Here is a 24,589-nt window from a genome sequence, read left to right on the forward strand (position 1 = left end):
CGGTGGACGCCGGCTGGTACCCGCACACCAACCAGGTCGGCCAGACCGGCAAGTCCGTCTCGCCGCAGCTGTACATCGCCAACGGCATCTCCGGCGCCATCCAGCACCGCGCCGGCATGCAGACCTCGAAGACGATCGTCGCGGTCAACAAGGACCCCGAGGCCCCGATCTTCGACCTGGTCGACTACGGCGTCGTCGGCGACCTCTTCGAGGTCGTCCCGCAGCTGACCGAGGAGATCAAGGCCCGCAAGGGCTGACGTCCTCCGGGCCGGCCCGCCGGACCGATCCTTTCCCGGGGCCCCCGTGACCTGTGCGGTCACGGGGGCCTCGGCGTGTTTCGGTGGCCCGGTACGGCGGTCCGCCGACCGGTGGCGGCCCATGCCGCGGGCAGGTGTTGACCTGCCGGAAGGCGGCGGATAACTTCGTCTTGCGGATTATCGATTCCGTACAACGGAAAACAGGAGGGTGTGGGAATGGGTCAGGGCCAGCAGGAGAAGGTGGCGACGAGCCTCGCGGGCTCCGTGAGCGAGGAGATCAGCGCCTCCCTCGCGCCGGTCGACGCCGAGCTGGAGCGCCGCTACCCGGGCGACCCCGGGACCCGCCAGCCGGTCCACACCGTCTACGTCCCCGGCGACGTCTTCGCCGCCGACACCATCCGCTCCTGGGGCGACGCGGCCCTCGCCGCGCTGGACGAACACGCCCCGGACGCCGCTTCCTTCGCCGCCGCCCTCGGCCTGGGCGAAGACCTCGCCGAGCCGGTCTACTCCCGCGTCCGCGCCAAGCTGGAGCGCGAGCCGATCGAGGACCTGCGCATCGACTTCGAGGACGGCTACGGCCCCCGCCCCGACGAGGAGGAGGACCGGGCGGCCGCCCGCGCCGCCCGGATCGTCGCCGAGGCGTACGCGAACGGCACCGCCGCCCCGTACATGGGCATCCGGATGAAGTGCATGGAGGCGCCGGTCCGCGACCGCGGGATCCGCACCCTGGACGTCTTCCTCACCGGCCTGATGGAGAACGGCGGCCTGCCCGCCGGACTCGTCCTGACGCTGCCGAAGGTGACGTACCCCGAGCAGGTCACCGCGATGGTGCGGCTGCTGGAGGCGTTCGAGAAGGCGCACGGACTGGAGCCGGGGCGGCTGGGCTTCGAGATCCAGATCGAGACCAGCCAGTCCATCCTCGCCGCCGACGGCACCGCCACCGTGGCCCGGATGATCCAGGCTTCCGAGGGCCGCGCCACCGGACTGCACTACGGCACCTTCGACTACAGCGCCTGCCTCGGCGTCTCCGCCGCCTACCAGGCCAGCGACCACCCGGCCGCCGACCACGCCAAGGCCGTCATGCAGGTCGCCGCGGCCGGCACCGGCGTACGCGTCTCCGACGGCTCCACCAACGTCCTGCCGGTCGGCCCCACCGAGCAGGTCCACGACGCCTGGCGGCTGCACTACGGCCTGACCCGGCGCGCCCTGGCCCGCGCCTACTACCAGGGCTGGGACATGCACCCCGGGCACATCCCCCCCCGCTACGCGGCGGTGTTCGCCTTCTCCCGCGAGGGCTTCGAGCAGGCCGCCGCACGCCTCGCCCGCTACGCCAACCGGGCCGGCGGCGACGTCATGGACGAGCCCGCCACCGCCAAGGCGCTCAGCGGCTACCTGCTGCGCGGCCTGGACTGCGGCGCCCTGGACACCGCCGAGGTGGCCCGCCTGCCCGGCCTGACCCGCGCCGACCTGGAGGGCTTCGCGGCTCCCCGCCGCGGTGACCTGACGGCCTCCGCGCAGTAACACCCGCCGCGTCCGCCGGGCGTGAGCACGCTGCCGCGGCGCGCTCACGCCCTTCGCGCGCTCACCGCGCCGGCGGCAGCTCGCCCGACCCCCGCATCACCAGGCGGGTCGGCAGCTCGATGCGCTCCGGAGTGAGGAAGGTGCCGTCGAGCTGGCGGAACAGGCGCTCGGCGGCGGTGCGGCCCAGGGCCGCCGCGTCCTGCGCGACGACGGTGACGCCCGGCTGGAGCAGATCGGCCAGCTCGATGTCGTCGAAGCCGACGAGGGCGACCGGGTGCGGCTGCTCGGCCAGCACCCGGATCACGGTCACCGTCACCCGGTTGTTGCCCGTGAACACGGCGGTGACCGGCTCGGGCCCGGACAACATCTCCTCGGCGGCCCGCCGCACCCGCTCCGGGTCGGTCACGCCCAGGGACATCCAGGACTCGGCCACGGGGATGCCGGCCTCCTCCATCGCCGCCCGGTAGCCGCGCAGCCGCTCGGCCGCCGTGTGGATGCGCGGCATGTCCCCGATGAAGCCGATCCGGCGATGCCCGTGGGCGATCAGGTGTGCCACGCCGTCGCGGGCCCCGCCGAAGTTGTCCGACAGCACCACGTCCGCGTCGATCCGCCCGGCCGGGCGGTCCACGAACACCGTCGCCACCCCCGCGCGTATCTCCGGCTCCAGATACCGGTGGTCGTCACCGGCCGGGATCACGACCAGCCCGTCCACCCGCCGCGCGCACAGCGCCAGCGCCAGCTCCTGCTCGCGCTCGGGGTCCTCGGCGCTGGAGCCGTTGATGAGCAGGGCGCCGTGCGCCCGGGCGACCTCCTCGACCGCGCGGCTGAGCGGACCGTAGAACGGGTCCGCCAGGTCCTCCAGGATCAGCCCGATGCTCGCGGTGCGGCCCTTGCGCAGCACCCGCGCGCTGTCGTTGCGGCGGAAGCCCAGCGCCTCGATGGCCTCCTGGACGCGCCGCTCGGTGTCCGGGGTGACCCCGGGCTCGCCGTTGACCACACGGGAGACGGTCTTCAGCCCGACACCGGCCCGGGCCGCCACGTCCTTCATGGTGGGACGGTTGCCGTAGCGTGACCCGGCGCGGGCCGGGAGGCGGTCGGCGGGGCGGTCTGCTCGGCGGGCGGTTCCTGGCACGATACGGCGTCCATTCCTGTCGTCCCGCGGGCGCGTCGGCCCGCGGGTGTCCTGTCGTCCACGGTGGGGTGCGTCGGCCCCTGGCGCGTATGAGGATGTGGCGTCGAGCATAGAGCCTGGACAACGTTGTCATCGGCACGAGAGACTGTGCAGCGCACACTCCGGCCCGTGTCCGCGCCGCGCGGCCGGGCTGCGACCGCTCTTGGTTCCTTCACAGGTTGACGGGGAGATCTGACTCGACATGCACACCGACCTCGTGGCCGCGCTCGACATCGGCGGCACCAAGATCGCCGGAGCGCTGGTGGACGGCCACGGCAGCATCCTGGTGCGCGCCCAGCGCGCGACGCCCGCGCAGGAGGACGGCGACACCGTGATGCGGGCGGTGGAGGACGTGCTCGGCGAGCTGGCCGCCTCGCCGCTGTGGGAGCGGGCCACGGCCCTGGGCATCGGCAGCGCCGGCCCCGTGGACGCCTCCGCCGGCACGGTGAGCCCCGTCAACGTGCCCGGCTGGCGCGGCTACCCGCTCGTGGAGCGGGCCCGGGCCGCGGCCGGGGGACTGCCCGTGGAACTGATCGGCGACGGTGTGGCGATCACGGCCGCCGAGCACTGGCAGGGCGCCGCCCGTGGTCACGACAACGCGCTGTGCATGGTGGTCTCCACCGGGGTGGGCGGCGGCCTGGTCCTGAACGGACGGCTGCACCCCGGGCCGACGGGCAACGCCGGGCACATCGGCCACATCAGTGTCGACCTGGAAGGCGACGCGTGCCCGTGCGGTGCGCGCGGCTGCGTGGAGCGCATCGCCAGCGGCCCGAACATCGCCCGCCGCGCGCTGGAGAACGGCCGGCGGCCCGGCCCGGACGGCGGCGCCCCGGCCGCCGCGGTGGCCGCCGCCGCCCGCGCCGGCGACCCGGTGGCCCTCGCGTCCTTCGAGCGCGCCGCGCGCGCCCTGGCCGCGGGCATCGCCGCGACCGCGACCCTGGTGGAGATCGACATCGCGGTGATCGGCGGGGGCGTGGGCAAGGCGGGCGAGGTGCTGTTCGCCCCGCTGCGCCGGGCCCTGGCCGACTACGCCACCCTGTCCTTCGTCCAGCGCCTGGTGGTCGTGCCGGCCCGCATGGGCACGGACGCGGGCCTGGTCGGAGCGGCCGCGGCCGCCTTGGCCCGCCGGGCGGACGCGGCGGCCGCGGGGGTCTGACACGCCGACGCGGCTGTGGGCCTCGTGGCGGGTGTCGGCCACCCGGGGCCACCCACCCGGCGCGGGTGGGCGGCCCCGGGCGCCCGGCTCAGCAGGTCAGCCGGGCGTTCGCCCAGTCGGCGTGGTCGGAGTCGGTGCCGTCACCGCCGTCGGTGACGACGAGCCGCACGACCTGGGCGCCGGTCACGTCCGCCGCGATCGGCTGGGCCGGCATGGCGTTGGTGAGGACGCCCGTGGAGGCCACCTTCGTGCCGTCCGCCCAGACCTCGAAGGCGACGGTGCCCTTGGCGCCCTTCTCGTCGTCCACGCCGACGTCCGCGGTGACCTTGGTGCACGCCCCACCGGCGTAGTACTCCAGCGCGCTCGGCGCGTGGACGCCGAGCCCCTTGGCGTACACCACGCCGCCGAGGGTAATGGGGTGCCCGTCGCCCGCCGGGCGCTCCCCGTTGCTGGTGTCGCGCTCGACGGGACCGTAGCCGCTGGTGGCCGACAGCCAGGGGAGGTCGCTGAGGTAGGAGGTTCCCGCGGGCGGCGGCACCACCACCGCCGCCGTGAGCGGCAGCGCCTCGGACACGCGCTCCCCGCCCGGGGACAGGGACCGCACGGTCAGGGTCAGGTCGTAGGACCCGGCCGGTGCGCCCTGCGGTGGCGTGACGGCCCAGGTGGTGCGCAGGGCGCCGCCGGTGGGCAGCGCGGCGGCACGGCGGGGTGAGCGCGCCCGCAGCGTCCAGCCCTCCGGGCCGGTCAGCGCCACGGAGACGTCGCGCGCCGGGGGGCGGCCCAGGGCGGTCGCCGGGGACGTCAGCGTCAGGGTCCGGCCGGCGACGGCCAGCGGGCGGCCGTCCACGCCGAGTTCGACGGCGGGCGGGTGGGCGGCCCAGCGGCGGTCGGCGAAGACCCGGACGAGCACGGTGCCGTGCGGCGGGACGGTGGCCGAGATCGTCCCGGCCGTGTTGGAGCTGCGGTGCTGCCACAGGTCGCGCAGGGTGTAGGCGTCGGCCGCGGGCAGGCCGACGGCCGTGGCGGTGGTGGCGATGCGCTGCGGGGCGTCGGTCTCGTTGAACAGGGCCACCGCGCGGCTGCCGTCCTTCATCTCCTTGGCGACGACCCAGCGGCCGTCCGCGGAGGAGACGACGGTGCCCTGCTTGCCCAGCGGGTCCTGGTCGACGGCGATGACCTCCCGGTTGCCCAGGATGTCCAGGGTCGCCGCGGACGCCTTGCGCAGATCGGTGCCGATGAGCAGCGGCGAGGCCATGATCGACCACATCGAGAAGTGGGTGCGGTACTCGGTGTCGGTCATGCCGCCGTTGCCGACCTCCAGCATGTCGGGGTCGTTCCAGTGGCCGGGGCCGGCGTACGGGGCCAGTGGCAGGTTCTGCTTGAGGATGGACAGCATCGAGGTCCAGCTGTCGCTGATGTCGCCGGTGGTGCGCCACAGGTGGCCGACGTCGGCCGCCCACTCCCAGGGCTTGTTCTGACCCCATTCGCAGATGCTGTAGACGATGGGCCGGCCCGTCTTCGCGGTGGCCGCCTTCAGCGCGTCGCGCATGGTGGTGTAGCGCTGCTTGGCGTCCACGCCCTGGTTGTTGCAGTTGTCGTACTTCAGGTAGTCGATGCCCCACGCGGCGAACTGCTCGGCGTCGCTGTACTCGTGGCCGAGCGCGCCCGGGAACCCGGCGCTGTTGCAGGTCTTGGTCCCCGCGCTGGTGTAGATGCCCAGCTTGAGGCCCTTGGCGTGCACGTAGTCCGCGACCGCCTTGATGCCGTGGGGGAAGCGGGCCGGGTCGGGGACCAGCTTGCCGTCGGCGTCGCGGGCGGGCAGGGCCCAGCAGTCGTCCAGGTTGACGTACCGGTAGCCGGCGTCCTTCAGGCCCTCGGTGACGAAGAGGTCGGCGATGCCCTCGACCATGGACTCGTCGAACTCCGGGCCGCAGTGCGTGGAGTTCCAGTTGTTGAAGCCCATGGGCGGGGTGAGGGCCAGGCCGTCGGCCAGGGCGGGCGCGGCGGACGGCTCCCGCTCCGCGCCGGACGAGCGCAGGTCGGCGCCGGACGGGTGCAGGTCGCCGGCGACCGCCGGCGCCGCTCCCGCCAGGGCAAGGAACGATGCCGTGAGTGCCGCGAGCAGTCTTCGGCGGCGGGTGCGCGTGTACGGGTGACGCATGGGACGTTCCTCCGAACTCGCGGTGACGGGGATTTTCATGTCCGCGTCATCTTTGGTGTGCGGTTACGGTATTACCTGTTCGAGTCTGTTGGAAGTAGGCGTGGCCGGGTCCGGGCTCGCGGGGGCGGTTCTTCCGCCGCGCCGCCTGAGGATGATCCGCCCGTGACCCAGCCGCGCGTTCGGCCGTTGACCGGGCATGAAGAAGCGCAGCATGCTCGCCCTCGCCTCCCTCGCCACCGGCTTCGTGGTGGCCGCCGTCTCGCCCTCCCACGCCGCGGACCACGACGCCCTCGGCGACCTGACCGTGAAGGACGCCGTGGGCACCGTGGACCACGTCATCGACGACGACGGCCTCACCGTCGACGAGGACACCCTGGGCGGGAACGGCTGAGACCGCTCGGGCGCGCCACGGCGCCGGCACCCCGCCGAAGGGGGTGCCGGCGCCGTGGCGCGCGGTGCCCTCAACTGGGGCTGGTTTCCGTGGCAGGGTGGAGCGGGCAAGCCACTGGGGGTCAACACAAGAGGGGGACGGCGTGATCGTCTGGCTCAACGGATCGTTCGGTGCGGGCAAGACCACCACCGCACGGGAACTGGTCGAGCTGATCCCGAACAGCACGCTCTTCGACCCCGAGGTCATCGGCGGTGCGCTCACGCACCGTCTCCTGCCGCCCAAGCACCTCGCCGAGGTCGGCGACTTCCAGGACCTGCCGATCTGGCGCCGGCTGGTGATCGACACGGCGGCCGCGCTGCTCGCGGAGCTGGGCGGCACCCTGGTGGTCCCGATGACCCTGCTGCGCCAGGACTACCGCGACGAGATCTTCGGCGGCCTCGCGGCCCGCCGCATCACGGTCCGGCACATCCTCCTCGCTCCGGCCGAAACGATCCTGCGGGAGCGGATAGCCGGCCGGGAGGTCCCGCCCGGCCTGCCCGACGGCGACCTGCGGATACGCCAGTGGGCGTACGACCACATCGAGTCCTACCGGGCCGCCCTCGCCTCCTGGCTCGCCGCCGACGCCCACCTCATCGACACCAGCGCGCTCACCCCGTACGAGACGGCCGTCCGCATCGCCGAGGCCGTCGACACCGGGGCCGCGGCCCCCTGCGACATCGTGCAGACCCCCGAGCCCAGCGCCGAGACCGTCGCCTCCGGTGTGCTGCTGTTCGACGAGCAGGACCGGGTGCTGCTCGTCGACCCCACCTACAAGCCCGGCTGGGAGTTCCCCGGCGGCGTCGTCGAGCCCGGCGAGGCCCCGGCCCGCGCCGGCATGCGCGAGGTGGCCGAGGAGACCGGGATACGGCTCCAGGAGGTGCCCCGGCTGCTGGTCGTCGACTGGGAGCGGCCCGCGCCGCCCGGCTTCGGCGGACTGCGGCTGCTCTTCGACGGCGGACGGCTGGACTCCGCCGCGGCCGGCCGGCTGCTGCTGCCCGGGCCCGAGCTGCGCGACTGGCGCTTCGTCACCGAGGAGGAGGCGGCGGGGCTGCTGCCGCCGGTCCGCTACGAGCGGCTGCGGTGGGCGCTGCGGGCCCGCGAGCGGGCCGCGGCCGTCTATCTGGAGGCCGGCGTCCCGGTCGGCTGAGCCGCGCGTGCCGGTTGCGCCGGTCTCGTGGTGGCTGGTCTGGGTCCGAGTGCCGGTCTCGTGGTGGCCCGTCTGTCGCGGTTGTGCCGGTCTCGTGGTGGCCCGTCTGTCGCCGTTGTGCCGGTCTCGTGCGGAGTCGTCTGTGCCCGCTGTGCCGGCTTCTCGTCGGCTCCTGTGCGCCTACTGTGTCGGCCTCTCGCCCGCTCGTCCCGGTGGCGGCCCGGCCGCGGTGCGATGCCGGCCGGGACTCACTCTACGACGCCGGGCGCGCGAGCCGGGTGCGGCCCCGGGGGCACCGGCGACGTGGGGGACGGCCCGCCGTACCCGGCCGCCGCTTCCCGCAGCACCGCGCCGGCCCGCTGTGTCACCGGATCCCCGTGCCCGAAGCAGGCCACCTCCGTCTCGAGCGCGGCGAGCCGCCGGAAGGAGGCCACGGCCCGGGACCGGTCGAGGTTGAACACGCCCAGGATCACCGCGCCGTCCACCGGCGAGGCGGCGACCGCGTCCCCGGTGAACAGCACACCGTGGGACGGCAGATGCAGCGCGATGCTGCCGTGGGTGTGCCCCGGTGCGTGCACCACGCGGGCACCGCCGCCGAAGTCCAGCACATCGCCGTCGGACAGCTCGGTGACCCGCTGCGGCCGGGCCGGCTCTCCCGGGGGCAGGAGCTTGAGCGCCTCGGCGTGGATCGGGCGCTCCCAGTCCTCGTGGACCGGCGGCGGTCCGGGCGTCTCGCCCCGGACGACGGGCGCGTCGAGGTGGTGGGCCAGCACCTCGGCCCCGTACCGCCCGGCCAGCTCGGCCGCCGCGCCCATGTGGTCCTCGTGGAAGTGGGTGAGCACGATCCGCCGCAGGTCCGCCGGATCGTGCCCGAGGGACCTGATCGCCTCGGCGATCGGCACGCCCGCGCCGCGCACGCCTGCGTCCACGAGGGTCAGCGCGTCGTCGTCGTGCCAGAGGTAGGCCTGGCCGACGGGGAAGCGCAGCAGGTGCAGGCGGGGGGAGAGCTGCACGACCTCCATGGCAGGACCGTAGAGGGGCCCCCGCCCGCGGGCGAGAGCCTTCTGCCGCGGGCAGAAGCGGCGCCCCGGCGCCGGGCTCCGCTGCCGCGCCGGGGCCGGGGCGGCCCGGGTCAGCCCGCGTAGGCGCGCAGAAACAGCGCCTCCGCGACCGACAGGCGCTCCAGCTCCTCGGGCGAGACGCTCTCGTTGACCGCGTGGATCTGGGCCTCCGGTTCGCTCAGGCCGATGAGCAGGATCTCCGCCTGCGGGTACAGCGCGGCCAGGGTGTTGCACAACGGGATGGAGCCGCCCTGACCCGCGTACTGCAGTTCCTCGCCGGGGTAGGCGACCGCCATGGCCTCGGCCATCGCCCGGTAGGCGGGGCTGGTGGTGTCGGCGCGGAACGCCTGGCCCTGGCCGATCTGCTCGGTGCGCACCCGGGCACCCCACGGCGTGTGCGCCTGGAGGTGGGCCTGGAGCAGCTTCGTCGCCTCGGTCGCGTCGACACCCGGCGGCACCCGCAGGCTGACCAGGGCGCGGGCGCTCGCGTGCACGGACGGGGTGGCGCCCACCACCGGCGGGCAGTCGATGCCGAGGACCGTCACCGCGGGCCGCGCCCACAGGCGGTCGGCGACCGTGCCGGAGCCGATCAGCTCCACCCCGTCGAGCACCTTGGCGTCCGCCCGGAACTGCTGCTCGTCGTAGGCGAGGCCGTCCCAGGTGGAGTCGGCGACCAGGCCGTCGACGGTCGTGGAGCCGTCCTCGGCGCGCAGCGAGTCCAGGGTGCGGATCAGCGCGGCGAGCGCGTCCGGAGCGGCACCGCCGAACTGGCCGGAGTGCAGATTGCCTTCGAGGGTGTCGACCTGCACGCGGACCAGGGTCATGCCGCGCAGGGTGGAGGTGACGGTGGGCAGGCCCACCCGGAAGTTGCCCGTGTCGCCGATGACGACGGTGTCGGCCGCGAGCAGGTCGGGGTGCTGCTCGGCGTAGCGCTGCAGGCCGCCGGTGCCCTGCTCCTCCGAGCCCTCGACGACGACCTTGACGGTGACCGGTATGCCGCCGTTGGCCTTCAGCGCGCGCAGCGCGAGCAGGTGCATGATGACGCCGCCCTTGCAGTCGGCGGCGCCGCGCCCGTACCAGCGGCCGTCGCGCTCGGTCAGCTCGAACGGCGGGGTGACCCAGGCGGCCTCGTCCAGCGGCGGCTGCACGTCGTAGTGGGCGTACAGCAGCACCGTCTTCGCGCCCTCGGGGCCGGGCAGGCAGCCGTACACCGACTGCGTGCCGTCCGGGGTGTCCAGCAGCGCCACGTCCGTGAAGCCCTCGGCGCGCAGCGCGTCGGCGATCCAGTTCGCCGCGCCCTCGCACTCGCTCCTCGGATACTGGTCGAAGTCCGCCACCGACTTGAAGGCCACCAGCTCGGCCAACTCCTGCCGGGCCCTGGGCAGCAGGGCGGCGACGGTCTCGGCGACCGGATTCGACGACATGGGTACGCTCCTTGTAGGTGCGAGGGCGCATTCACGAGCACCTGGATGGCGCTCTGTGAGCACTGCTGTGTTGCGGATGATCGTGTCAGCGTAGGCGCGTCCCGCTGGACGGCACGCACCCGCCGATCCTCCCACAGCGGCTCATGATCCCGGCCGCCGTAGGATGCGGGGGACAGATGGGGGTACCCCCTGCTCGGGCAAGCCGGGAGCGTGGGGGAGGCAGTCGGCTTGATCTGGAGCGGTGGACGATCGTGAGCAGCGACAACTCTTCGGCGGACGACGTTCGGCAGGTGTGGGACGTCGTCGTGGTGGGCGCGGGACCCGCGGGGGCCTCGGCCGCCTACGCGGCGGCGGTCACCGGACGGCGCGTGCTGCTGCTGGAGAAGGCGGAGCTGCCCCGTTACAAGACCTGCGGCGGCGGGATCATCGGCCCCTCGCGCGACGCGCTGCCGCCCGGCTTCGAACTGCCGCTGCGCGACCGCGTGCACGCGGTCACGTTCTCACTGGACGGCCGCTTCACCCGCACCCGCCGCTCCAAGCAGATGCTGTTCGGCCTGGTCAACCGGCCCGAGTTCGACCAGCAGCTGGTCGAGCACGCGCAGAAGGCCGGCGCCGAGCTGCGCACCGGCGTGACCGTCCAGCGGGTCGAGCAGCACGGCGCGGCGGTGCCGGACCGGCGCACGGTCGCGGTGGTCCTTCAGGGCGGTGAGACGGTGCTCGCCCGCGCGGGGGTCGGCGCCGACGGCAGCGCCAGCCGGATAGGAGCCCACGTCGGCGTGAAGCTCGACCAGGTGGACCTCGGCCTGGAGGCGGAGATCCCGGTGCCCGAGACCGTCGCCGAGGACTGGCGCGGGCGCGTCCTGATCGACTGGGGCCCCATCCCGGGCAGCTACGGCTGGGTGTTCCCCAAGGGGGACACGCTGACGGTCGGTGTGATCTCGGCGCGCGGCGAAGGCGCCGCCACCAAGCGGTACCTGGAGGACTTCGTCGCCCGCCTGGGCCTGGCCGGCTTCGAGCCGAGCATCTCCTCCGGGCACCTGACCCGCTGCCGGACCGAGGACTCGCCGCTGACGCGCGGGCGGGTGCTGGTGTGCGGGGACGCGGCCGGGATGCTGGAGCCGTGGACCCGCGAGGGCATCTCCTTCGCGCTGCGCTCCGGGCGGCTCGCGGGGGAGTGGGCGGTGCGGATCGCCGAGGCGCACGACGCGGTGGACGCCCGTCGGCAGGCCCTGAACTACGCGTTCGCGATCAAGGCCGGACTCGGGGTGGAGATGGCCGTCGGCAAGCGGATGCTGGCCGTGTTCGAGCGCCGTCCCGGACTCTTCCACGCCGCCCTGACCGGTTTCCGCCCGGCCTGGCGGGCGTTCCGGGACATCACCCAGGGCTCCACCTCCCTGGGGGAGATCGTCCGCACCCACCCCGTGGCCCAGCGCGCCCTGACGGCGCTGGACCGGCGGCCCGCGGCGCAGGCGGCGGCCGCGGAGCAGGAGGCGGAGGGGGTGCGGGACCGGCAGGACGCGGCCGGTTCGTGACCGGTGCTCGCCTCACCGCCGCACGCGGTCCGGCGACTGCGGGCGGCGGTCACTGCGTGACCGTGATGCGGAACACCGGGTGGTCGGCGGCGGCCCGGGCGATCTCCTCGTCGGAGGAGGTCGCCGTGACGCCGTTGAAGTACCCGCCGACCTGCCATCCCCACTTCTCCAGATAGGTCCGCAGGATCGGGAGCGCCTCGGCGTCGGGAAGCTCCACCGCGGTGAACGGGCGCACCTTGCGCCCGACGCGCAGCTCGCCGCCGCCCGCGGCCCGCATGTTGCGCACCCACTGGGAGTGGCCGCGCGCCGAGACCAGGTACTGGCCGCCCTGGTAGGTGTGGGGGTTGACCGGGATGCGCTGCGGCTTGCCGCTCGTGCGGCCGCGCACCGACAGCTCCGCGCTGCCGGCCAGGCTCAGCCCGTGCCGGGCCAGCCAGCCGACGACGTTGTTCAGCCGGGCGCTCATCGGGCTCTGCTCGAGGTAGTACTCCGACGACGACATGGTGACCCCCTCGGGTGCGCCACTGCTGTGGCGATGGTGTGAGAGAGCAGTGCTCTCGTTCCGGGGACCAGTCTGCACGGAGCGGCGCTCCGAAGCAAGAGCGGTGCTCTCTTTTGTGTGCGGTGCTCCGATCGCGTGCGAGACTGGTGCCATGAGCACCGCACAAGGCGCCCGGGCCCGGGCCAGGACGGAGATCACCGCCGCGATCAAGGACGAGGCACGCCGGCAGCTCGCCGCCGAGGGCGCCGCGAAACTCTCGCTGCGCGCCGTGGCCCGCGCGCTCGGCATGGTCTCCTCCGCGCTGTACCGGTACTTCCCCAGCCGCGACGAGTTGCTGACCGCGCTCATCATCGACGCCTACGACTCCCTGGGCGCGGCGGCGGAAGCGGCCCACAACAGCGTCGCCGAGGCGGGGCCGCTGCACCGCTGGACCACCGTGTGCGAGGCGGTCCGCGCCTGGGCGCTGGCCCACCCGCACGAGTACGCGCTGCTGTACGGCTCGCCCGTCCCCGGCTACAGCGCGCCGCAGAGCACCGTCCCGGCCGCCTCCCGCGTCGGGTTGCTCCTCATCGGCATCGCCCGCGACGCCCACCGGGGCGGCCGGCTGGCCGCGCCCGCCCTCCCCGCCGAGCTGCGCCCGGAGGCCGCGCGCATGACCGCCGACCTAGCCCCCGACCTGCCGCCCGAGGCGGTCGCCGCGCTCGTCGCCGCCTGGGCACAGCTGTACGGCCTGGTCGGCTTCGAGGTGTTCGGGCAGTTCCACCGGTTGGTGGAGGACCGGGAGCCGTTCTTCCGGCAGGCGGCGACCCGGCTGGCGCAAGGCGTGGGCCTGACGTCCTGACCGGTCACGACACAGCTCGGTGCCCGCGACCGCGCCCAACTCCTCGTCCTGGCCTACGTGTCCGGGCCGGTGCGGCCGTGCCGGCTGGGCTGAGCCGGTCCGGCCCCCCCGCGTGCGGCCGCCGCTCGCGCTCAGATCGCCGAGGTCTGCCGCCACAGCGCGGCGAGTGCGGGGTCGCCCGTCGTCTCGGGCACCGGCACACGGTTCCACAGCGCCAGGTACAGCTGGTCGGCCGGGCCGGCGAGTTCGGCGTCGGCCTTCTCGGACGCCCCGGGGACGGTGACCGGCGCCTCCTGCGACAGCCGTACGGTCCACACCGCGACCGTGCCATCGGCCGCGTCGCCGCCCGCGCCGCCCGCGCCGCCCGCGCCGCCCGCGCCGCCCGTGCTGCCTGTGCCGTCCGCGTCACCCGGGGCGCCCGCGCCGGCGTGCGCGCCGGTCTGCACCTCGGCCTGTGCGCCGGTGTTCGCGCCGGCGCCCGGGGCGGCGGCCGCGGTGATGGCGCGCACGCGCAGCACGCGCGGCTCCTCGGTGCGCACCCGGCTGCGGGAGCGCGCGTGGAACCCGCGCAGCAGCTCGTCGATGCCGTCGACGGCGAAGCCGGTGTCCACGGCCGTCGGGGCGCCACCGCGCGCCGACTCCGCGTCGAAGCGGTGGACCGCCGTCTCGTGCGCCTGCCGCCGGATCCAGAAGGCCAGCGGCGACGGCGACGGCGCCGGGTGGAACGTCCAGCACCGCACGTCGCCCGGTGCCTCGGCCAGGGTCCGGACGAGCCGGCGGTGGGCGGCCCGGTACCAGGCGAGCAGGTCGGCGCCGTCGAGGTCCGGCGGATCGCCCATCGGAGGCCGCGCGGTGTGCACGTCGGCGACGACGCCGGTGGCCCACAGGTGCACGGCGCCGGTGTGCCGCAGCAGGTCCCGCCCCCGCCAGCCGGGGCACGACGGCACGCGCGCGTCGGTCCCCGCCGCCGCGGCCGCCTCGGCCAGCAGACGGCCCTCCCGGTCCAGCGTGCCGAGCAACTCGGCAGTCTCGATGGTCTTCATGACAGGGAGTGTGCCTGAGCGAGTGCGCGGGGCAGGGGGAATTTCGTCGATCAGTGCGGGTCACGCCTCTGTGGCACGCCGGGTCGCGAAGCCGATCGCGGCGGCCACGGCGGCCAGGACGGCGACGCTGGTGAGCGCGGCCGGCAGCGAGAGCCAGCCGGCCATGAAGCCGATGGCCGGGGGCCCCAGGAGCATGCCGCCGTACCCCAGGGTGGAGGCGATCGCGACACCGCCGGGACCGGCCAGGGCACCGGCGCGCTCGACGGCGACCGGGAAGAGGTTGGCCAGGCCGAGCCCGGTGACGGCGAACCCGAGGAGCGCCGCCCACACGGACGGCGCGAGCGACCCGACGAGCATGCCGGCCGCGGCGACGCAGCCGCCCCCGACGATCGTGCGGGTGCGGCCGAGCCGTTCGAGCAGGACGGTCCCCGACAACCGCCCGACCGTCATCGCCAGCGCGAAGCAGGAGTAGCCGACCGCCGCGACGCCCGCGGAGGCGTCGAGGTCCTGCTGGAAGTGCAGCGCGCCCCAGTCGGCCATCGCGCCCTCGCCGTAGGCCGTGCACAGGGCGACGAGGCCGAGGACGAGCACCACGGCACGGCCGTGCCCGCCCGGACGGCGCGAGCCCGGCTTCTCGACGCGCTCGGCACGGACGTGCTCGGGGTCACCCGGGGACGCCGGCACCGGGGGCCGGTGGCGCAGCAGGGCGCGCCCCGCCACGGCGGTGACGAGCAGGCCGATCACGGTCAGGCCCAGCAGATGCCGGGCCGGGGACAGGTGCGCGGCCACGAGCCCGCCCAGCCCCGAGCCCGCCATGCCGCCGAGGCTGAAGGCCGCGTGGAAGCTGGGCATGATCGGCCGGCGCAGAGCGGCCACCAGGCCCACGGCCGCGCTGTTGAAGGCGACGTTGATACCGCCGTACGCGGCGCCGAAGACCAGCAGGACGGCACCCAGCGCAGGGGCCGAGTGGGTCAGCGGAGGCAGGGCGACGCTGAGCGAGAGCAGGACGGCGCAGACGACGGTGACCAGGTGACTGCCGTAGCGGCGGCACAGGCGGCCGGTGGGGGTCATCGTGACGACGGCGCCCGCCGAGACGCCGAGGAGGGCGAGGCCGAGCGAGCCGACGGAGGCATGGGTCTGGTGTTTGATGTCCGGGATGCGCACGACCCAGCCGGCGAAGACGAAACCGTCGAGGGCGAAGAAGGTCGTGAGCACGACCCGGAGCCGGGTCAGGTCGTCGTCCGGCACGGCACTGTGCGGACGGACTTTGTTCAGAAGCGGCACAAAATGAGGCTACGGGGCATGGTGACGCGGCGGCAAGGGCGCCGGGGTGTCTTCCGCCTGCGAGGCATCACAGGGGCCCGGTCCGCCGTCGGCCTCCTCGACGCCGGATGCCGGCCGGCCCTGCCGTCCGGTGTCAGCCGGTCTTGCGCCCCCAGCGGGCGTCCACCCGGGCCCATTCCTCGGCCCACTGGTCGAAGCGGCGCCGGTCGAGGCGCGTCTGGACCAGCTTGGCCCCACCGATCACCAGCCCCGCGCTGGCCGCCGACGCCCACAGGCCACCCAGGAACGACTGGAAGGCGGCGTCGGCGGCGGAGGCGGGCGGGGGTGTCAGCCCGCCGCGACCGTTGCTCCACACCGTCAGTGGCGAGCCGGGCACTGCGGAGGCCGGGACCCTCGTCCGACCGGTGTGGGTCGAGCCGTCCCGATCGGTCCACCGGACCGTCCCCCACACCAGGGCGCTGCTCGTCGGCCGGGCGGACCCGTGCGTCGGGTCCTGGGTGAGCACGGCCTGCACCGGATGGCTCTGCGCGCGGACCCGCTCCGCGCTCGCCTGCATCGCGCTCGCCGTCAGCACCCCCGCCACCAGCCCCCCGACCGGGGCGAGGACCCAGGCGACGAGCAGGACCCACGCCTCGACGACATCGCTGGTCCGCCGGAGCGGATTGCGCCGCCACCGCCACAGCCACACTCCCTGCCTCCCCAGGCCCCACCCTCCGAAAGGACCTGCCGTGCCGCTCGCAGCCACCGGTGAGCTGGTCGGCGGCGCCGCCGCCGTGCGCTCCGCCGTCGCCGCCTTCAACGTCATCACCCTGGAACACATCGAGGCCGTCGTCGCGGGCGCGGAGGCGGCCTGCGCGCCCGTCGTCCTCCAGGTCAGCGAGAACGCCGTCAAGTTCCGCTACGGACGGCTGCTGCCCCTGGCCCGGGCAGCGGTCGCCGCCGCCGAACGCGCCGCCGTCCCCGTCGCGCTGCACCTCGACCACGTGCAGCGCGAGGACCTGCTGCGGCAGGCCGCCGACGCGGGCTTCAGCTCCGTGATGTACGACGCCTCCCGGCTGCCGTACGCGGAGAACCTCGCCACCACCCGGGCCGCCGCCGACTGGGCGCACGCCCAAGGACTCTGGGTGGAGGCCGAGTTGGGGGAGGTCGGCGGCAAGGACGGCCGGCCGCCGCTGGACGCGCACGCCCCCGGCGCCCGTACCGACCCCAGGGAGGCGCACGCGTTCGTCACCGCCTCCGGGGTGGACGCGCTCGCCGTGGCCGTCGGCAACGCGCACGCCATGACCGAGCGGACCGCCGCCCTCGACCACGACCTGGTCAAGCGGCTGGCCGACGCCCTGGACGTCCCGCTCGTCCTGCACGGCTCCTCCGGCGTGCCCGACGGCGAACTGACCCAGGCCGTCGCCGGCGGCATCGCCAAGGTGAACGTCGGCACCGCCCTCAACGCCGCCATGACCGGCGCCATCCGCGCGTTCCTCGCCGCCCGTCCCGAGGCGGTGGACTCCCGCACCTACCTCAGCGTGGGCCGCGAGGCGATGGTCGCGGAGGTGACCCGGCTCATCGGCGTGATCGGCACCCCTCGGGCGGAAGCGTCACCCACGGTCCCTGAGGCCGGTCACCCCCGGTTCACCGCTTGACGGCCCGCAGCACCACGAACTTCGGGTCACCGGCCACGAGGTGGCAGTTGCCGAACAGCCGCCGCAGCTTGACGTGGTAGCCCAGGTGCCGGTTGCCGCCCCCCCACAGCTCGCCCCCGGGGCGCAGCACCCGCCGCGCCCCGGTGAACATCCGCCAGGCCGTCGTGTCCGTGGTCGCCAGGTGCGAGTGGAACGGCGGGTTGTTCAGCACCAGGTCCACGCTGCCGGCCGCCACCCCCGACAGCCCGTCGCCGACCCGGAACTCGGCGTGCCCCGGCACGTCGTTCGCCTGGTAGGTCGCCTGGGCGGAGGCGATCGCCTGGAACGACTCGTCCGTGAACAGCACCTCGGCCCGCGGGTTGTCCAGCGCCAGCGCCGTACCGACGACGCCGTTGCCGCAGCCCAGGTCCACCACCCGCCGGGCGCCCCGGGTGTCCGGCAGGTGCCGCAGGAAGAAACGTGTGCCGATGTCGAGCCGGTCCGCGCAGAACACACCCGCGTGGTTGACGACCCTGCGCCCGGAGACGGCGCCGATGCCGTCGGGCAGCGTGTACGCATACGGCCACGGGTTGGCGGGCCGCTCCCGCGCCGGATCCGGGGCGCAGAAGATCAGCCGGGCCTTGCGCCGGGCCAGCGAGGTCCGCGTCGGGCCGAGGATCCGCTCGAACAGCGTCAGCGTGGAGGTGTGGATCTCCTTCACCATGCCGGTGCCCACGACCACCGTGCCCTCGTGCACCGCGGGGGCCAGCCGCAGCAGCTGGTCCTCCAGCAGCGCCAGACTCTTGGGCACCCGCACCAGGAGCACGTCGATCCGCTCAGGCGGGGTGTCCTGCGTGGTGAGCAGACCCACCGTGCCGGGCTCGACGCCGTTGCGGGCCAGGTTGGCGCGGGTGGCCTCCTGCCCGAGGTAGGAGTCCGTGATCTGCACCGGCCGGTGCGCCGCCAGCGCCGTGACGAGCGCACCCCAGCGGTCCCCGAGGACCACCAGGCTCCCCGACAGATCCACCGCCTGCTCGGACAGGTGCTCCAGCAGATACGCGTCGGAGGCGTCCCAGGCGCGCAGCCGGTCACGCGGGTCCTCGGGGAACCGGGACAGCTTCAGCTCGCCCCAGGGAGTGCTCATCGGGTCGTTCATCGTCCGTCCAGGCTAGCGGAGCGTCGGCTCATACCCGCCCGGCAGGAGGCCGCCGGCTCCCGTCCTGCCCCGGCAGGAGGCAGTCCCGCCGGGGCAGGATGGAAGGCATGGACGCCGAGCTGTTCCCCCGCGGCCGCACCGAGGTGGCGCCGGGGGCCGTGCACGTACCGGACTGGCTGGACCCGGCACGCCAGCGGGAGCTGCTCGCGGCCTGCCGGCAGTGGGCGCGCCCGCCGGCCGGGCTGCGCACCGTGCGCACGCCCGGCGGCGGCACCATGACCGCCCGGCAGGTGTGCCTGGGCCGGCACTGGTACCCGTACGGCTACGCACCCACCGCGGTCGACGGCGACGGCGCCCCGGTCAAACCCTTCCCGGCCTGGCTGGGCGAGCTGGGCCGGAAGGCGGTGGCCGACGCGCTCGGCCCGCAGGCGGCCACGGGAGCGGCGTACGACATCGCGCTGATCAACTTCTACGGCGCCGACGCCCGCATGGGCATGCACCGCGACAGCGACGAACGGTCCGACGCCCCCGTGGTGTCGCTCAGCCTCGGCGACACCTGTGTGTTCCGCTTCGGCAACACCCGCACCCGCGCCAGGCCCTGGACGGACATCGAACTGCGCAGCGGCGACCTGTTCGTCTTCGGCGGACCCTCCCGGCTCGCCTACCACGGCGTGCCCCGCGTCCACGGCGGCACCGCGCCGGGGGAGTTGGGCCTGTCCGGGCGACTGAACATCACGCTGCGCGTGAGCGGCCTGTAGGCCGCCCCGCCTGCGGATCATGACAGACTCGCCCTCATGAGCGGCAAGGCGGACCCCCGGGCGGCGGGGGAAGGGACCACCTCCAGGACGCGGCTGGACCGGGGGCGCGGGGCGCTCGGACCCGCGTTGCAGCTCGTGCACACCGGGCGCGCCCCGACCCGGGCCGTGCTGACCGCGGAACTGGGGGTGACCCGGGCGACGGCCGGTGCGGTGGCCGCCGAACTGGAGGCGCTGGGCCTGATCCGGGTGGACGCCCGGCCGGGTGCGGCCGCCGGCTCCCAGGGCCGCCCCTCGCACCGCCTGGCGATCGCCGAGGACGGCCCCGTCGCCCTCGCCGCCCAGGTGCACGCCGACGGGTTCCGCGCGGCCCTGGTCGGCCTCGGCGGCCGGATCGTGGCGACCGCGCCGGGCTGCGAGACCGTCGACGCCGACCCGGCGAAGGTGCTCGGCTCCGTCGTCGAGGCAGGCGCCGAACTGCTGCGCACCGCCGGGCGGCGCTGCGTGGGCGCCGGGCTCGCGGTGCCGTCCGCGGTGGCCGAGCCCGACGGCCTGGCCCTCAACCCGCTGCACCTGGCCTGGCCGGTGGGCGCGCCGGTGCAGCGGATCTTCGAGGAGTGCGTGCGGGCGGCCGGGATCACCGGCCCGGCGTTCGCGGCGAACGACGTCAACCTCGCCGCGCTCGCCGAGCACCGGCACGGCGCCGGGCGCGGCGCCCGTGACCTGCTGTGCGTGGCCACCGGCCACCGCGGCGTGGGCGGCGCGCTGGTCCTGGACGGCCGGCTGCACACCGGCAGCTCCGGCCTGGCCCTGGAGGTCGGGCACCTCACCGTCAACCCCGAGGGCCGCCCCTGCCCCTGCGGCAGCCGGGGCTGCCTGGACGTGGAGGCCGACCCGCTGGCCTTCCTCACCGCCGCGGGCCGCGAACCGGGCCCCGAGGTGTCCCTGCTGCAGCAGGCCGACGACCTCATCCGGCACCACCACGACGACCCCGCCGTCCGCACGGCCGTGGCCGCCCTCATCGACCGCCTGGGCCTGGGCCTGGCCGGCCTGGTCAACATCCTCAACCCGGACCGCATCATCCTCGGCGGCCTGCACCGCACCCTGCTCGACACCGACCCGGCCCGCCTGCGCGCGGTCGTCGCCGACCGCAGCCTGTGGGGCCAGAGCGGCGGCGTCCCCATCCCCCCCTGCCCCCTGAGCCACAACAGCCTGGTCGGCGCCGCCGAACTGGCCTGGCAGCCCGTCCTGGACGACCCGCTGACGGCGCTGGCCTGACCCGGGCCGGCGGCGACCGCCCCGCCCCCGAGGGGAGCAGCCGGGGACCGGTTCCGTACTCCCCGGACCGTACGCGCGCTGCCGTCGGCCGTACGACGACCCGGACCCCGCCCCGGGGCCACTCTCGAGACATCACCGCACATGCCTTCGAGGCACTTCGAGGAGACGAACCGAGACGCGGACCCCGGCGAGCCGGCACGGCGACGGCCCCGGGCCGCGGATCCTGCTCCTCCCGCTGCTCCGGGCGATCGTGATCGGTGGCGCCGTCGCCCCCCTGCGCCGCCCCGCCCGGCGCGGTCGTGGCGGACCGTGGCGCGGGCCGGACGGCCCCTGGCGCGGCGGGGCCGGCCGTCCGGCCGGCGACTCGCCGCTCGCCGTGCTCGGCCGACGTTTCGCCTCCGGCGAGATCGACGAGGACGAGTACCGGCGCCGGCTGTCGGTGCTGGAGGAGCAGTTCGGCCGCCCCGGGAAGGGCGGTGCCGGTGCGCTGTGAGCGTGACTGTGACCGCGGCGCTGGGCGACGCCTGGGCGCGCTCACATTCAGGCCCCGGCAGGATTCGGGCCACGGCAGGGTTCAGGCCCTGGCCCGGTGTCCGGGGCAGGGCGGCCGCATGGCCTCAGGCCCCCCGCCCCGGCCCGGTCGCCGATGCCGGGCAGCCCGGGCCGCCCGGGCAGCCCGAGTGGGCCGGGCCGCCCGGTCAGCCGGGAACGGCGGACCGGGCGGGAGCGTGGGCGGGACGGGGAGCGTCGAGCGCGGGTTCCGGGCCGACGCCGGCGAACCGGGGCACGGGCTGCTCCCCGGCCGTCACCCGCGGCACCCGGGCCGGCACCGTGACCGGGCCGGCGGTGGTGGGCAGGGTGAACCACACCACCTTGCCCCGGTCGCCGTCCGGGCGGGCGCCCCAGCTCTCGCTCATCGCGGCCACCATCGCCAGCCCGCGGCCCTCGGTGGCCATGGGGGCGATGTCACCCAGGTCCTCCACCACGGGAAGACGCGGATCGTGGTCGCGCACGGAGACGGTGAGCCGGTCCAGCAGGTGTTCGAGCTGGACGGTGCACAGTTTGTCGGGCTGGGCGTGCTGGTGGACGTTGGTCAGCAACTCCGTCACACCGAGCGCGGCCCGGTCTATCAGAGGGTCCAGATTCCAGTAGCGCAAGTGCGCCGATACGATTCTGCGGACCTGGCCGATCCGCGACGGCAGGGCTTGGAGCTCCACCGTGCAGTGCCTGCTTGGGTGACTGGTCACGGCTGCGACTCCCCGACGTTGAGGTCCGGAAGAACACGACGTTTCGGATGCAGCAGGACGCCTGCGTGACACTGCCGCCTGCTGTCGTGGCCGGCGGGCTGGTTCGCAGCGTTATCGCCGGTAAACCCAGAGTGACGTGAGACCAGAGTGACGCAAGGGGTTCGGCACCGCAACTTCGAGCCACCTTCGGTCGTGCGGTCGTTCGTGGTCCCGCATGCCCTCCTGCCCTCCTGCCCGGCGCATCCGGCGCGTCCGGCGCGCGGTCCTGTGCGGAGCAGTCCCGCGCGGTGCAGTCTGCCTCCCTCGGGCACCGGGCACCAGTGCGTGCGGGCCGCTCGATGGGCGGCGTCCGGGAGCACTCTTTCGAACGCGCCCCCACCCGTGCGCGCCGTGCGCCGCCCGCGCGCCCTGGCAGGCCGTGCCCCAGGGCTCCCTTTGAGCCGCCCAAAGTGGCGTTTATGCAGGTGAGAAGCGTGTTCCAGGTGTCTATCATCGGTGGCGTCCGGCCGCGCGACACGCCGTCGGCGCCCACCGTAAGGAGTCCCGCCGTGAGCACCACCCAGCAGCGCCGGACCGGCGAAACCCTCGACGTCGACCGCAGTGACATCGGCTACCGCACCTGGCTCAAAGAAGCGGTCCGCAAGGTCCAGGCCGACGCCAACCGCTCGGCCGACACCCATCTGCTGCGCTTCCCGCTGCCCGAGGACTGGGGCATCGACCTGTACCTCAAGGACGAGTCGACCCACCCGACCGGAAGCCTCAAGCACCGCCTGGCACGTTCGCTGTTCCTGTACGGCCTGTGCAACGGCTGGATCCGGCCGGGCCGCCCGGTGATCGAGGCCTCCAGCGGCTCGACGGCCGTGTCGGAGGCGTACTTCGCGAAGCTGATCGGTGTGCCCTTCGTCGCGGTGATGCCGCGCACGACGAGCGCCGAGAAGTGCCGCCTGATCGAGTTCCACGGCGGCCGGTGCCACTTCGTGGACGACCCGCGCACGATGTACGAGGAGTCCGCCCGCCTCGCGGCGGAGACCGGCGGCCACTACATGGACCAGTTCACCTACGCCGAGCGGGCCACGGACTGGCGCGGCAACAACAACATCGCCGAGTCGATCTTCCGGCAGCTCCGGCTGGAACGCTTCCCGGAGCCGGCCTGGATCGTCGCCACCGCGGGCACCGGCGGCACCTCCGCGACCCTCGCCCGCTACGTCCACTACATGCAGTACGACACCCGGATCTGCGTCGCCGACCCGGACAACTCCTGCTTCTTCGAGGGCTGGACCACCGGCGAGACGGACGTCTCCTGCGACTGCGGCTCACGCATCGAGGGCATCGGCCGCCCGCGCATGGAGCCGAGCTTCGTGCCCGGTGCCATCGACCGGATGATGAAGGTGCCGGACGCCGCCTCCGTCGCCGCCGTACGCGCCCTGGAACGGGTCATCGGCCGCAAGGCGGGCGGCTCCACGGGCACCGGCCTGTGGAGCGCCCTGAAGATCGTCGCCGAGATGCGCGCCCAGGGCCGCCGGGGCAGCGTGGTGACCCTGCTGTGCGACCCGGGGGACCGCTATCTCGACAAGTACTACTCGGACGCCTGGCTGGCCGGCCAGGGCCTGGACATCGCCCCGTACACCGCGACGATCGACGCCTTCCTGACCGCCGGGGTGTGGCCGGACTGAGACGGACGCGGCCGGCCCCACCGGGGAGGATGGCGCGGATACGGCACCCGGCGGGATCCGCCGCCTGCGCCGCGCCGTTGACGGCCTCTCAGCCCTGCGCGTCTTCCTCCGGCTCGCCCGCCACCACCAGCCGCAGATACTCGCCCACCTCGGCGCGCGCCTCGGCGGGCAGCCCCGCGTCCGTCACCAGCGTGTCGACCCGCTCCAGTGTGGCGAACGAACTCAGCCCCACCACACCCCACTTGGTGTGGTCCGCGACCACCACGACCCGGCGCGCCGACTGCACCAGCCGCCGGTTGGTCTCGGCCTCGGCGAGGTTCGGTGTCGACAGGCCGGCCTCCACCGATATCCCGTGCACCCCGAGGAACAGCAGGTCGAAGTGGAGCGTGGCGATCGCCTGGTCGGCCACCGGCCCCACCAGCGAGTCGGACGGGGTGCGCACGCCACCGGTCAGCACCACCGTGGCCGCGCCCTGCCGCTGGCCGGAGGTGCGCTGGGCGGTGTGGAAGACATCGGCCACCCGTACCGAGTTGGTGACCACGGTCAGCTCCGGCACGTCCACCAGGTGATGGGCGAGCGCGTACGTCGTCGTGCCGCCCGACAGGGCGATCGCCGACCCCGGCGCGACCAACTGCGCCGCCGCCCGCGCGATGTCCTCCTTGGCGGTCAGCTCCAGGCCCGACTTCGCCTCGAAGCCCGGCTCGTGGGTGCTGGCCTCCACGACCGGCACCGCGCCGCCGTGCACCTTCTCGAGCATGCCCTGCCGGGCCAGCGCGTCCAGGTCACGGCGGACGGTCATGTCCGACACGCCGAGTTTCCGGGTCAGCTCGTTGACCCGGACCCCGCCGCGGCGCCGGACCTCGTCCAGGATCAGGGCGCGCCGCTGCTCCGCGAGGAGGTTCTGATTCTCACTCACGTGGCTCAGGTTCCTTTCACCTCAAGCAGGGTCCGACACGCCCGGGGCGCACCCGCTCCGACGGAGAGGTTCGCCAGGGCACCGGTGCGCGGACGCCCCATCCTTTCATGGGGCGCCGTCCGTCGCGCCACCGCCTGTCCCGGCGCGCGCATGTCAGGTATATACGTGGTCCGTATACGTCGTCCGTACGGCACGTGCCCACGTCGCCGCACGGATGCGTCATCGCGCAAAGTGCTCGTCACACGGATCGGGGAGATTCCGTGAGGAGACGTGTGGCGTCCGCCTGCGGCGGAGATCCTGACTCCGCACGGACACCGGCACACCGCGCAACGACGCCGGCACAACCGGCACAAGCTGCGCAATGGAAACAAGGGGCGCAGTAGCACAAGGCGGCGCATCACGGGGGAGGCGCAGAAGG

23 protein-coding genes and 1 pseudogene are annotated in these 24,589 nt (G+C 74.5%); 13 read left to right on the forward strand and 11 right to left on the reverse strand.

Translation table 11 applies throughout. From position 1 onward, the window contains the following. Positions 1-257, forward strand: a 257-nt coding sequence (locus GV126_RS27700; RefSeq protein WP_201299883.1) for an electron transfer flavoprotein subunit alpha/FixB family protein, incomplete at its 5' end; no start/stop codon positions are given. Positions 258-473: 216 nt separating this feature from the next. Next, positions 474-1,778 (forward strand): DUF6986 family protein, encoded by a 1,305-nt coding sequence (locus GV126_RS27705; protein WP_159671877.1) that lies wholly within the window; start codon positions 474-476, stop codon positions 1,776-1,778. A gap of 61 nt (positions 1,779-1,839) precedes the next feature. Here GV126_RS27705 and GV126_RS27710 read toward each other — a convergent pair whose 3' ends face one another. Then, positions 1,840-2,910, reverse strand: coding sequence for a LacI family DNA-binding transcriptional regulator (locus GV126_RS27710; RefSeq protein WP_159671879.1), 1,071 nt, complete (start codon positions 2,908-2,910; stop codon positions 1,840-1,842). Positions 2,911-3,151: 241 nt separating this feature from the next. Between GV126_RS27710 and GV126_RS27715 the strand changes: the two genes are divergently transcribed. Then, positions 3,152-4,105, forward strand: coding sequence for an ROK family protein (locus tag GV126_RS27715; protein ID WP_159671881.1), 954 nt, complete (start codon positions 3,152-3,154; stop codon positions 4,103-4,105). Positions 4,106-4,193: 88 nt separating this feature from the next. On the opposite strand, the gene GV126_RS27720 is transcribed toward GV126_RS27715, so the two are convergent. Next, positions 4,194-6,266, reverse strand: a complete 2,073-nt coding sequence (locus GV126_RS27720; RefSeq protein WP_201299884.1) for an NPCBM/NEW2 domain-containing protein — start codon at positions 6,264-6,266, stop codon at positions 4,194-4,196. A gap of 196 nt (positions 6,267-6,462) precedes the next feature. Between GV126_RS27720 and GV126_RS27725 the strand changes: the two genes are divergently transcribed. Both GV126_RS27725 and GV126_RS27730 read left to right on the forward strand, forming a co-directional pair. Next, entirely contained in the window at positions 6,463-6,657 is a 195-nt protein-coding gene (locus GV126_RS27725) for a hypothetical protein (RefSeq protein WP_159671883.1), read from the forward strand. A gap of 142 nt (positions 6,658-6,799) precedes the next feature. Beyond that, the gene (locus GV126_RS27730; protein ID WP_159671885.1) at positions 6,800-7,843 is read left to right on the forward strand and encodes an NUDIX hydrolase; all 1,044 of its coding nucleotides are present in this window, start codon (positions 6,800-6,802) and stop codon (positions 7,841-7,843) included. A 248-nt stretch (positions 7,844-8,091) separates the two neighbouring features. Here the strand turns inward: GV126_RS27730 and GV126_RS27735 are convergent, their stop codons facing one another. Together GV126_RS27735 and GV126_RS27740 are read right to left on the reverse strand one after the other, a co-directional pair. After that, positions 8,092-8,865 (reverse strand): MBL fold metallo-hydrolase, encoded by a 774-nt coding sequence (locus tag GV126_RS27735; RefSeq protein ID WP_159671887.1) that lies wholly within the window; start codon positions 8,863-8,865, stop codon positions 8,092-8,094. A 110-nt stretch (positions 8,866-8,975) separates the two neighbouring features. Beyond that, positions 8,976-10,328, reverse strand: coding sequence for a dipeptidase (locus GV126_RS27740; RefSeq protein ID WP_159671889.1), 1,353 nt, complete (start codon positions 10,326-10,328; stop codon positions 8,976-8,978). Positions 10,329-10,579: 251 nt separating this feature from the next. Here GV126_RS27740 and GV126_RS27745 point away from each other — a divergent pair, with 251 nt between their 5' ends. After that, positions 10,580-11,860 carry a geranylgeranyl reductase family protein gene (locus GV126_RS27745; protein WP_159671891.1) on the forward strand — a complete coding sequence of 427 codons (1,281 nt, stop codon included), beginning with the start codon at positions 10,580-10,582 and terminating at the stop codon, positions 11,858-11,860. A 49-nt stretch (positions 11,861-11,909) separates the two neighbouring features. On the opposite strand, the gene GV126_RS27750 is transcribed toward GV126_RS27745, so the two are convergent. Beyond that, entirely contained in the window at positions 11,910-12,362 is a 453-nt protein-coding gene (locus tag GV126_RS27750; protein WP_159671893.1) for a nitroreductase family deazaflavin-dependent oxidoreductase, read from the reverse strand. Between the two features lie 151 nt (positions 12,363-12,513). Between GV126_RS27750 and GV126_RS27755 the strand changes: the two genes are divergently transcribed. Further along, entirely contained in the window at positions 12,514-13,203 is a 690-nt protein-coding gene (locus tag GV126_RS27755; RefSeq protein WP_159671895.1) for a TetR/AcrR family transcriptional regulator, read from the forward strand. A 12-nt stretch (positions 13,204-13,215) separates the two neighbouring features. Beyond that, a pseudogene (locus GV126_RS37740) lies at positions 13,216-13,296 on the forward strand (DNA-binding response regulator); the annotation flags it as partial. Between the two features lie 38 nt (positions 13,297-13,334). On the opposite strand, the gene GV126_RS27760 reads toward GV126_RS37740, so the two are convergent. The 3 genes from GV126_RS27760 to GV126_RS27770 all read right to left on the reverse strand — a co-directional run bounded on the left by GV126_RS27760 (position 13,335) and on the right by GV126_RS27770 (position 16,218). Further along, positions 13,335-14,237 (reverse strand): maleylpyruvate isomerase family mycothiol-dependent enzyme, encoded by a 903-nt coding sequence (locus GV126_RS27760; RefSeq protein WP_159674175.1) that lies wholly within the window; start codon positions 14,235-14,237, stop codon positions 13,335-13,337. Between the two features lie 69 nt (positions 14,238-14,306). Then, positions 14,307-15,494: an MFS transporter gene (locus tag GV126_RS27765; protein WP_159674177.1), complete on the reverse strand. Its 1,188-nt coding sequence runs from the start codon at positions 15,492-15,494 to the stop codon at positions 14,307-14,309. Positions 15,495-15,663: 169 nt separating this feature from the next. Then, the gene (locus GV126_RS27770) at positions 15,664-16,218 is read right to left on the reverse strand and encodes an Rv1733c family protein (RefSeq protein ID WP_159671897.1); all 555 of its coding nucleotides are present in this window, start codon (positions 16,216-16,218) and stop codon (positions 15,664-15,666) included. A gap of 40 nt (positions 16,219-16,258) precedes the next feature. Between GV126_RS27770 and GV126_RS27775 the strand changes: the two genes are divergently transcribed. Next, on the forward strand, positions 16,259-17,167 hold the full coding sequence (locus GV126_RS27775) for a class II fructose-bisphosphate aldolase (protein ID WP_159671899.1): 909 nt from the start codon (positions 16,259-16,261) through the stop codon (positions 17,165-17,167). Here the strand turns inward: GV126_RS27775 and GV126_RS27780 are convergent. Then, on the reverse strand, positions 17,157-18,290 hold the full coding sequence (locus GV126_RS27780) for a methyltransferase (protein WP_159671901.1): 1,134 nt from the start codon (positions 18,288-18,290) through the stop codon (positions 17,157-17,159). The two genes, GV126_RS27775 and GV126_RS27780, sit on opposite strands and share 11 nt — an antisense overlap. Positions 18,291-18,409: 119 nt before the next feature. Here GV126_RS27780 and GV126_RS27785 point away from each other — a divergent pair, with 119 nt between their 5' ends. From GV126_RS27785 to GV126_RS27795, 3 genes are all read left to right on the forward strand, one after another. After that, complete coding sequence (locus GV126_RS27785; RefSeq protein ID WP_159671903.1) at positions 18,410-19,060, forward strand: alpha-ketoglutarate-dependent dioxygenase AlkB family protein; 651 nt, start codon at positions 18,410-18,412, stop codon at positions 19,058-19,060. 36 nt (positions 19,061-19,096) lie between these two features. Further along, positions 19,097-20,335, forward strand: coding sequence for an ROK family protein (locus GV126_RS27790; protein ID WP_159671905.1), 1,239 nt, complete (start codon positions 19,097-19,099; stop codon positions 20,333-20,335). Between the two features lie 220 nt (positions 20,336-20,555). Beyond that, positions 20,556-20,828: an SHOCT domain-containing protein gene (locus tag GV126_RS27795; RefSeq protein WP_159674179.1), complete on the forward strand. Its 273-nt coding sequence runs from the start codon at positions 20,556-20,558 to the stop codon at positions 20,826-20,828. 205 nt (positions 20,829-21,033) lie between these two features. On the opposite strand, the gene GV126_RS27800 is transcribed toward GV126_RS27795, so the two are convergent. Then, positions 21,034-21,582, reverse strand: coding sequence for an ATP-binding protein (locus GV126_RS27800; RefSeq protein WP_159671907.1), 549 nt, complete (start codon positions 21,580-21,582; stop codon positions 21,034-21,036). 548 nt (positions 21,583-22,130) lie between these two features. On the opposite strand from GV126_RS27800, the gene cds1 reads away from it, so the two are divergent. Beyond that, positions 22,131-23,255 (forward strand): L-cysteine desulfhydrase Cds1, encoded by a 1,125-nt coding sequence (cds1, locus tag GV126_RS27805; protein WP_159671909.1) that lies wholly within the window; start codon positions 22,131-22,133, stop codon positions 23,253-23,255. Between the two features lie 88 nt (positions 23,256-23,343). Here cds1 and GV126_RS27810 read toward each other — a convergent pair whose 3' ends face one another. Next, complete coding sequence (locus tag GV126_RS27810) at positions 23,344-24,171, reverse strand: DeoR/GlpR family DNA-binding transcription regulator (protein WP_159671911.1); 828 nt, start codon at positions 24,169-24,171, stop codon at positions 23,344-23,346. Positions 24,172-24,589: the final 418 nt, after the last annotated feature.

This window comes from Streptomyces mexicanus (assembly GCF_902506575.1).
In the GTDB taxonomy this organism is placed as follows: Bacteria; Actinomycetota; Actinomycetes; order Streptomycetales; family Streptomycetaceae; genus Streptomyces; species Streptomyces mexicanus.

What these genes read in the sequence shown, in the direction of transcription:
- GV126_RS27705 (WP_159671877.1), top strand. Translation starts at nt 474, where the DNA reads ATGGGTCAGGGCCAGCAGGAGAAGGTGGCGACGAGCCTCGCGGGCTCC.
- GV126_RS27715 (WP_159671881.1), top strand. Translation starts at nt 3,152, where the DNA reads ATGCACACCGACCTCGTGGCCGCGCTCGACATCGGCGGCACCAAGATC.
- GV126_RS27720 (WP_201299884.1), bottom strand. Translation starts at nt 6,266, where the DNA reads ATGCGTCACCCGTACACGCGCACCCGCCGCCGAAGACTGCTCGCGGCA.
- GV126_RS27725 (WP_159671883.1), top strand. Translation starts at nt 6,463, where the DNA reads ATGAAGAAGCGCAGCATGCTCGCCCTCGCCTCCCTCGCCACCGGCTTC.
- GV126_RS27735 (WP_159671887.1), bottom strand. Translation starts at nt 8,865, where the DNA reads ATGGAGGTCGTGCAGCTCTCCCCCCGCCTGCACCTGCTGCGCTTCCCC.
- GV126_RS27740 (WP_159671889.1), bottom strand. Translation starts at nt 10,328, where the DNA reads ATGTCGTCGAATCCGGTCGCCGAGACCGTCGCCGCCCTGCTGCCCAGG.
- GV126_RS27750 (WP_159671893.1), bottom strand. Translation starts at nt 12,362, where the DNA reads ATGTCGTCGTCGGAGTACTACCTCGAGCAGAGCCCGATGAGCGCCCGG.
- GV126_RS27755 (WP_159671895.1), top strand. Translation starts at nt 12,514, where the DNA reads ATGAGCACCGCACAAGGCGCCCGGGCCCGGGCCAGGACGGAGATCACC.
- GV126_RS27780 (WP_159671901.1), bottom strand. Translation starts at nt 18,290, where the DNA reads ATGAGCACTCCCTGGGGCGAGCTGAAGCTGTCCCGGTTCCCCGAGGAC.
- GV126_RS27785 (WP_159671903.1), top strand. Translation starts at nt 18,410, where the DNA reads ATGGACGCCGAGCTGTTCCCCCGCGGCCGCACCGAGGTGGCGCCGGGG.
- GV126_RS27790 (WP_159671905.1), top strand. Translation starts at nt 19,097, where the DNA reads ATGAGCGGCAAGGCGGACCCCCGGGCGGCGGGGGAAGGGACCACCTCC.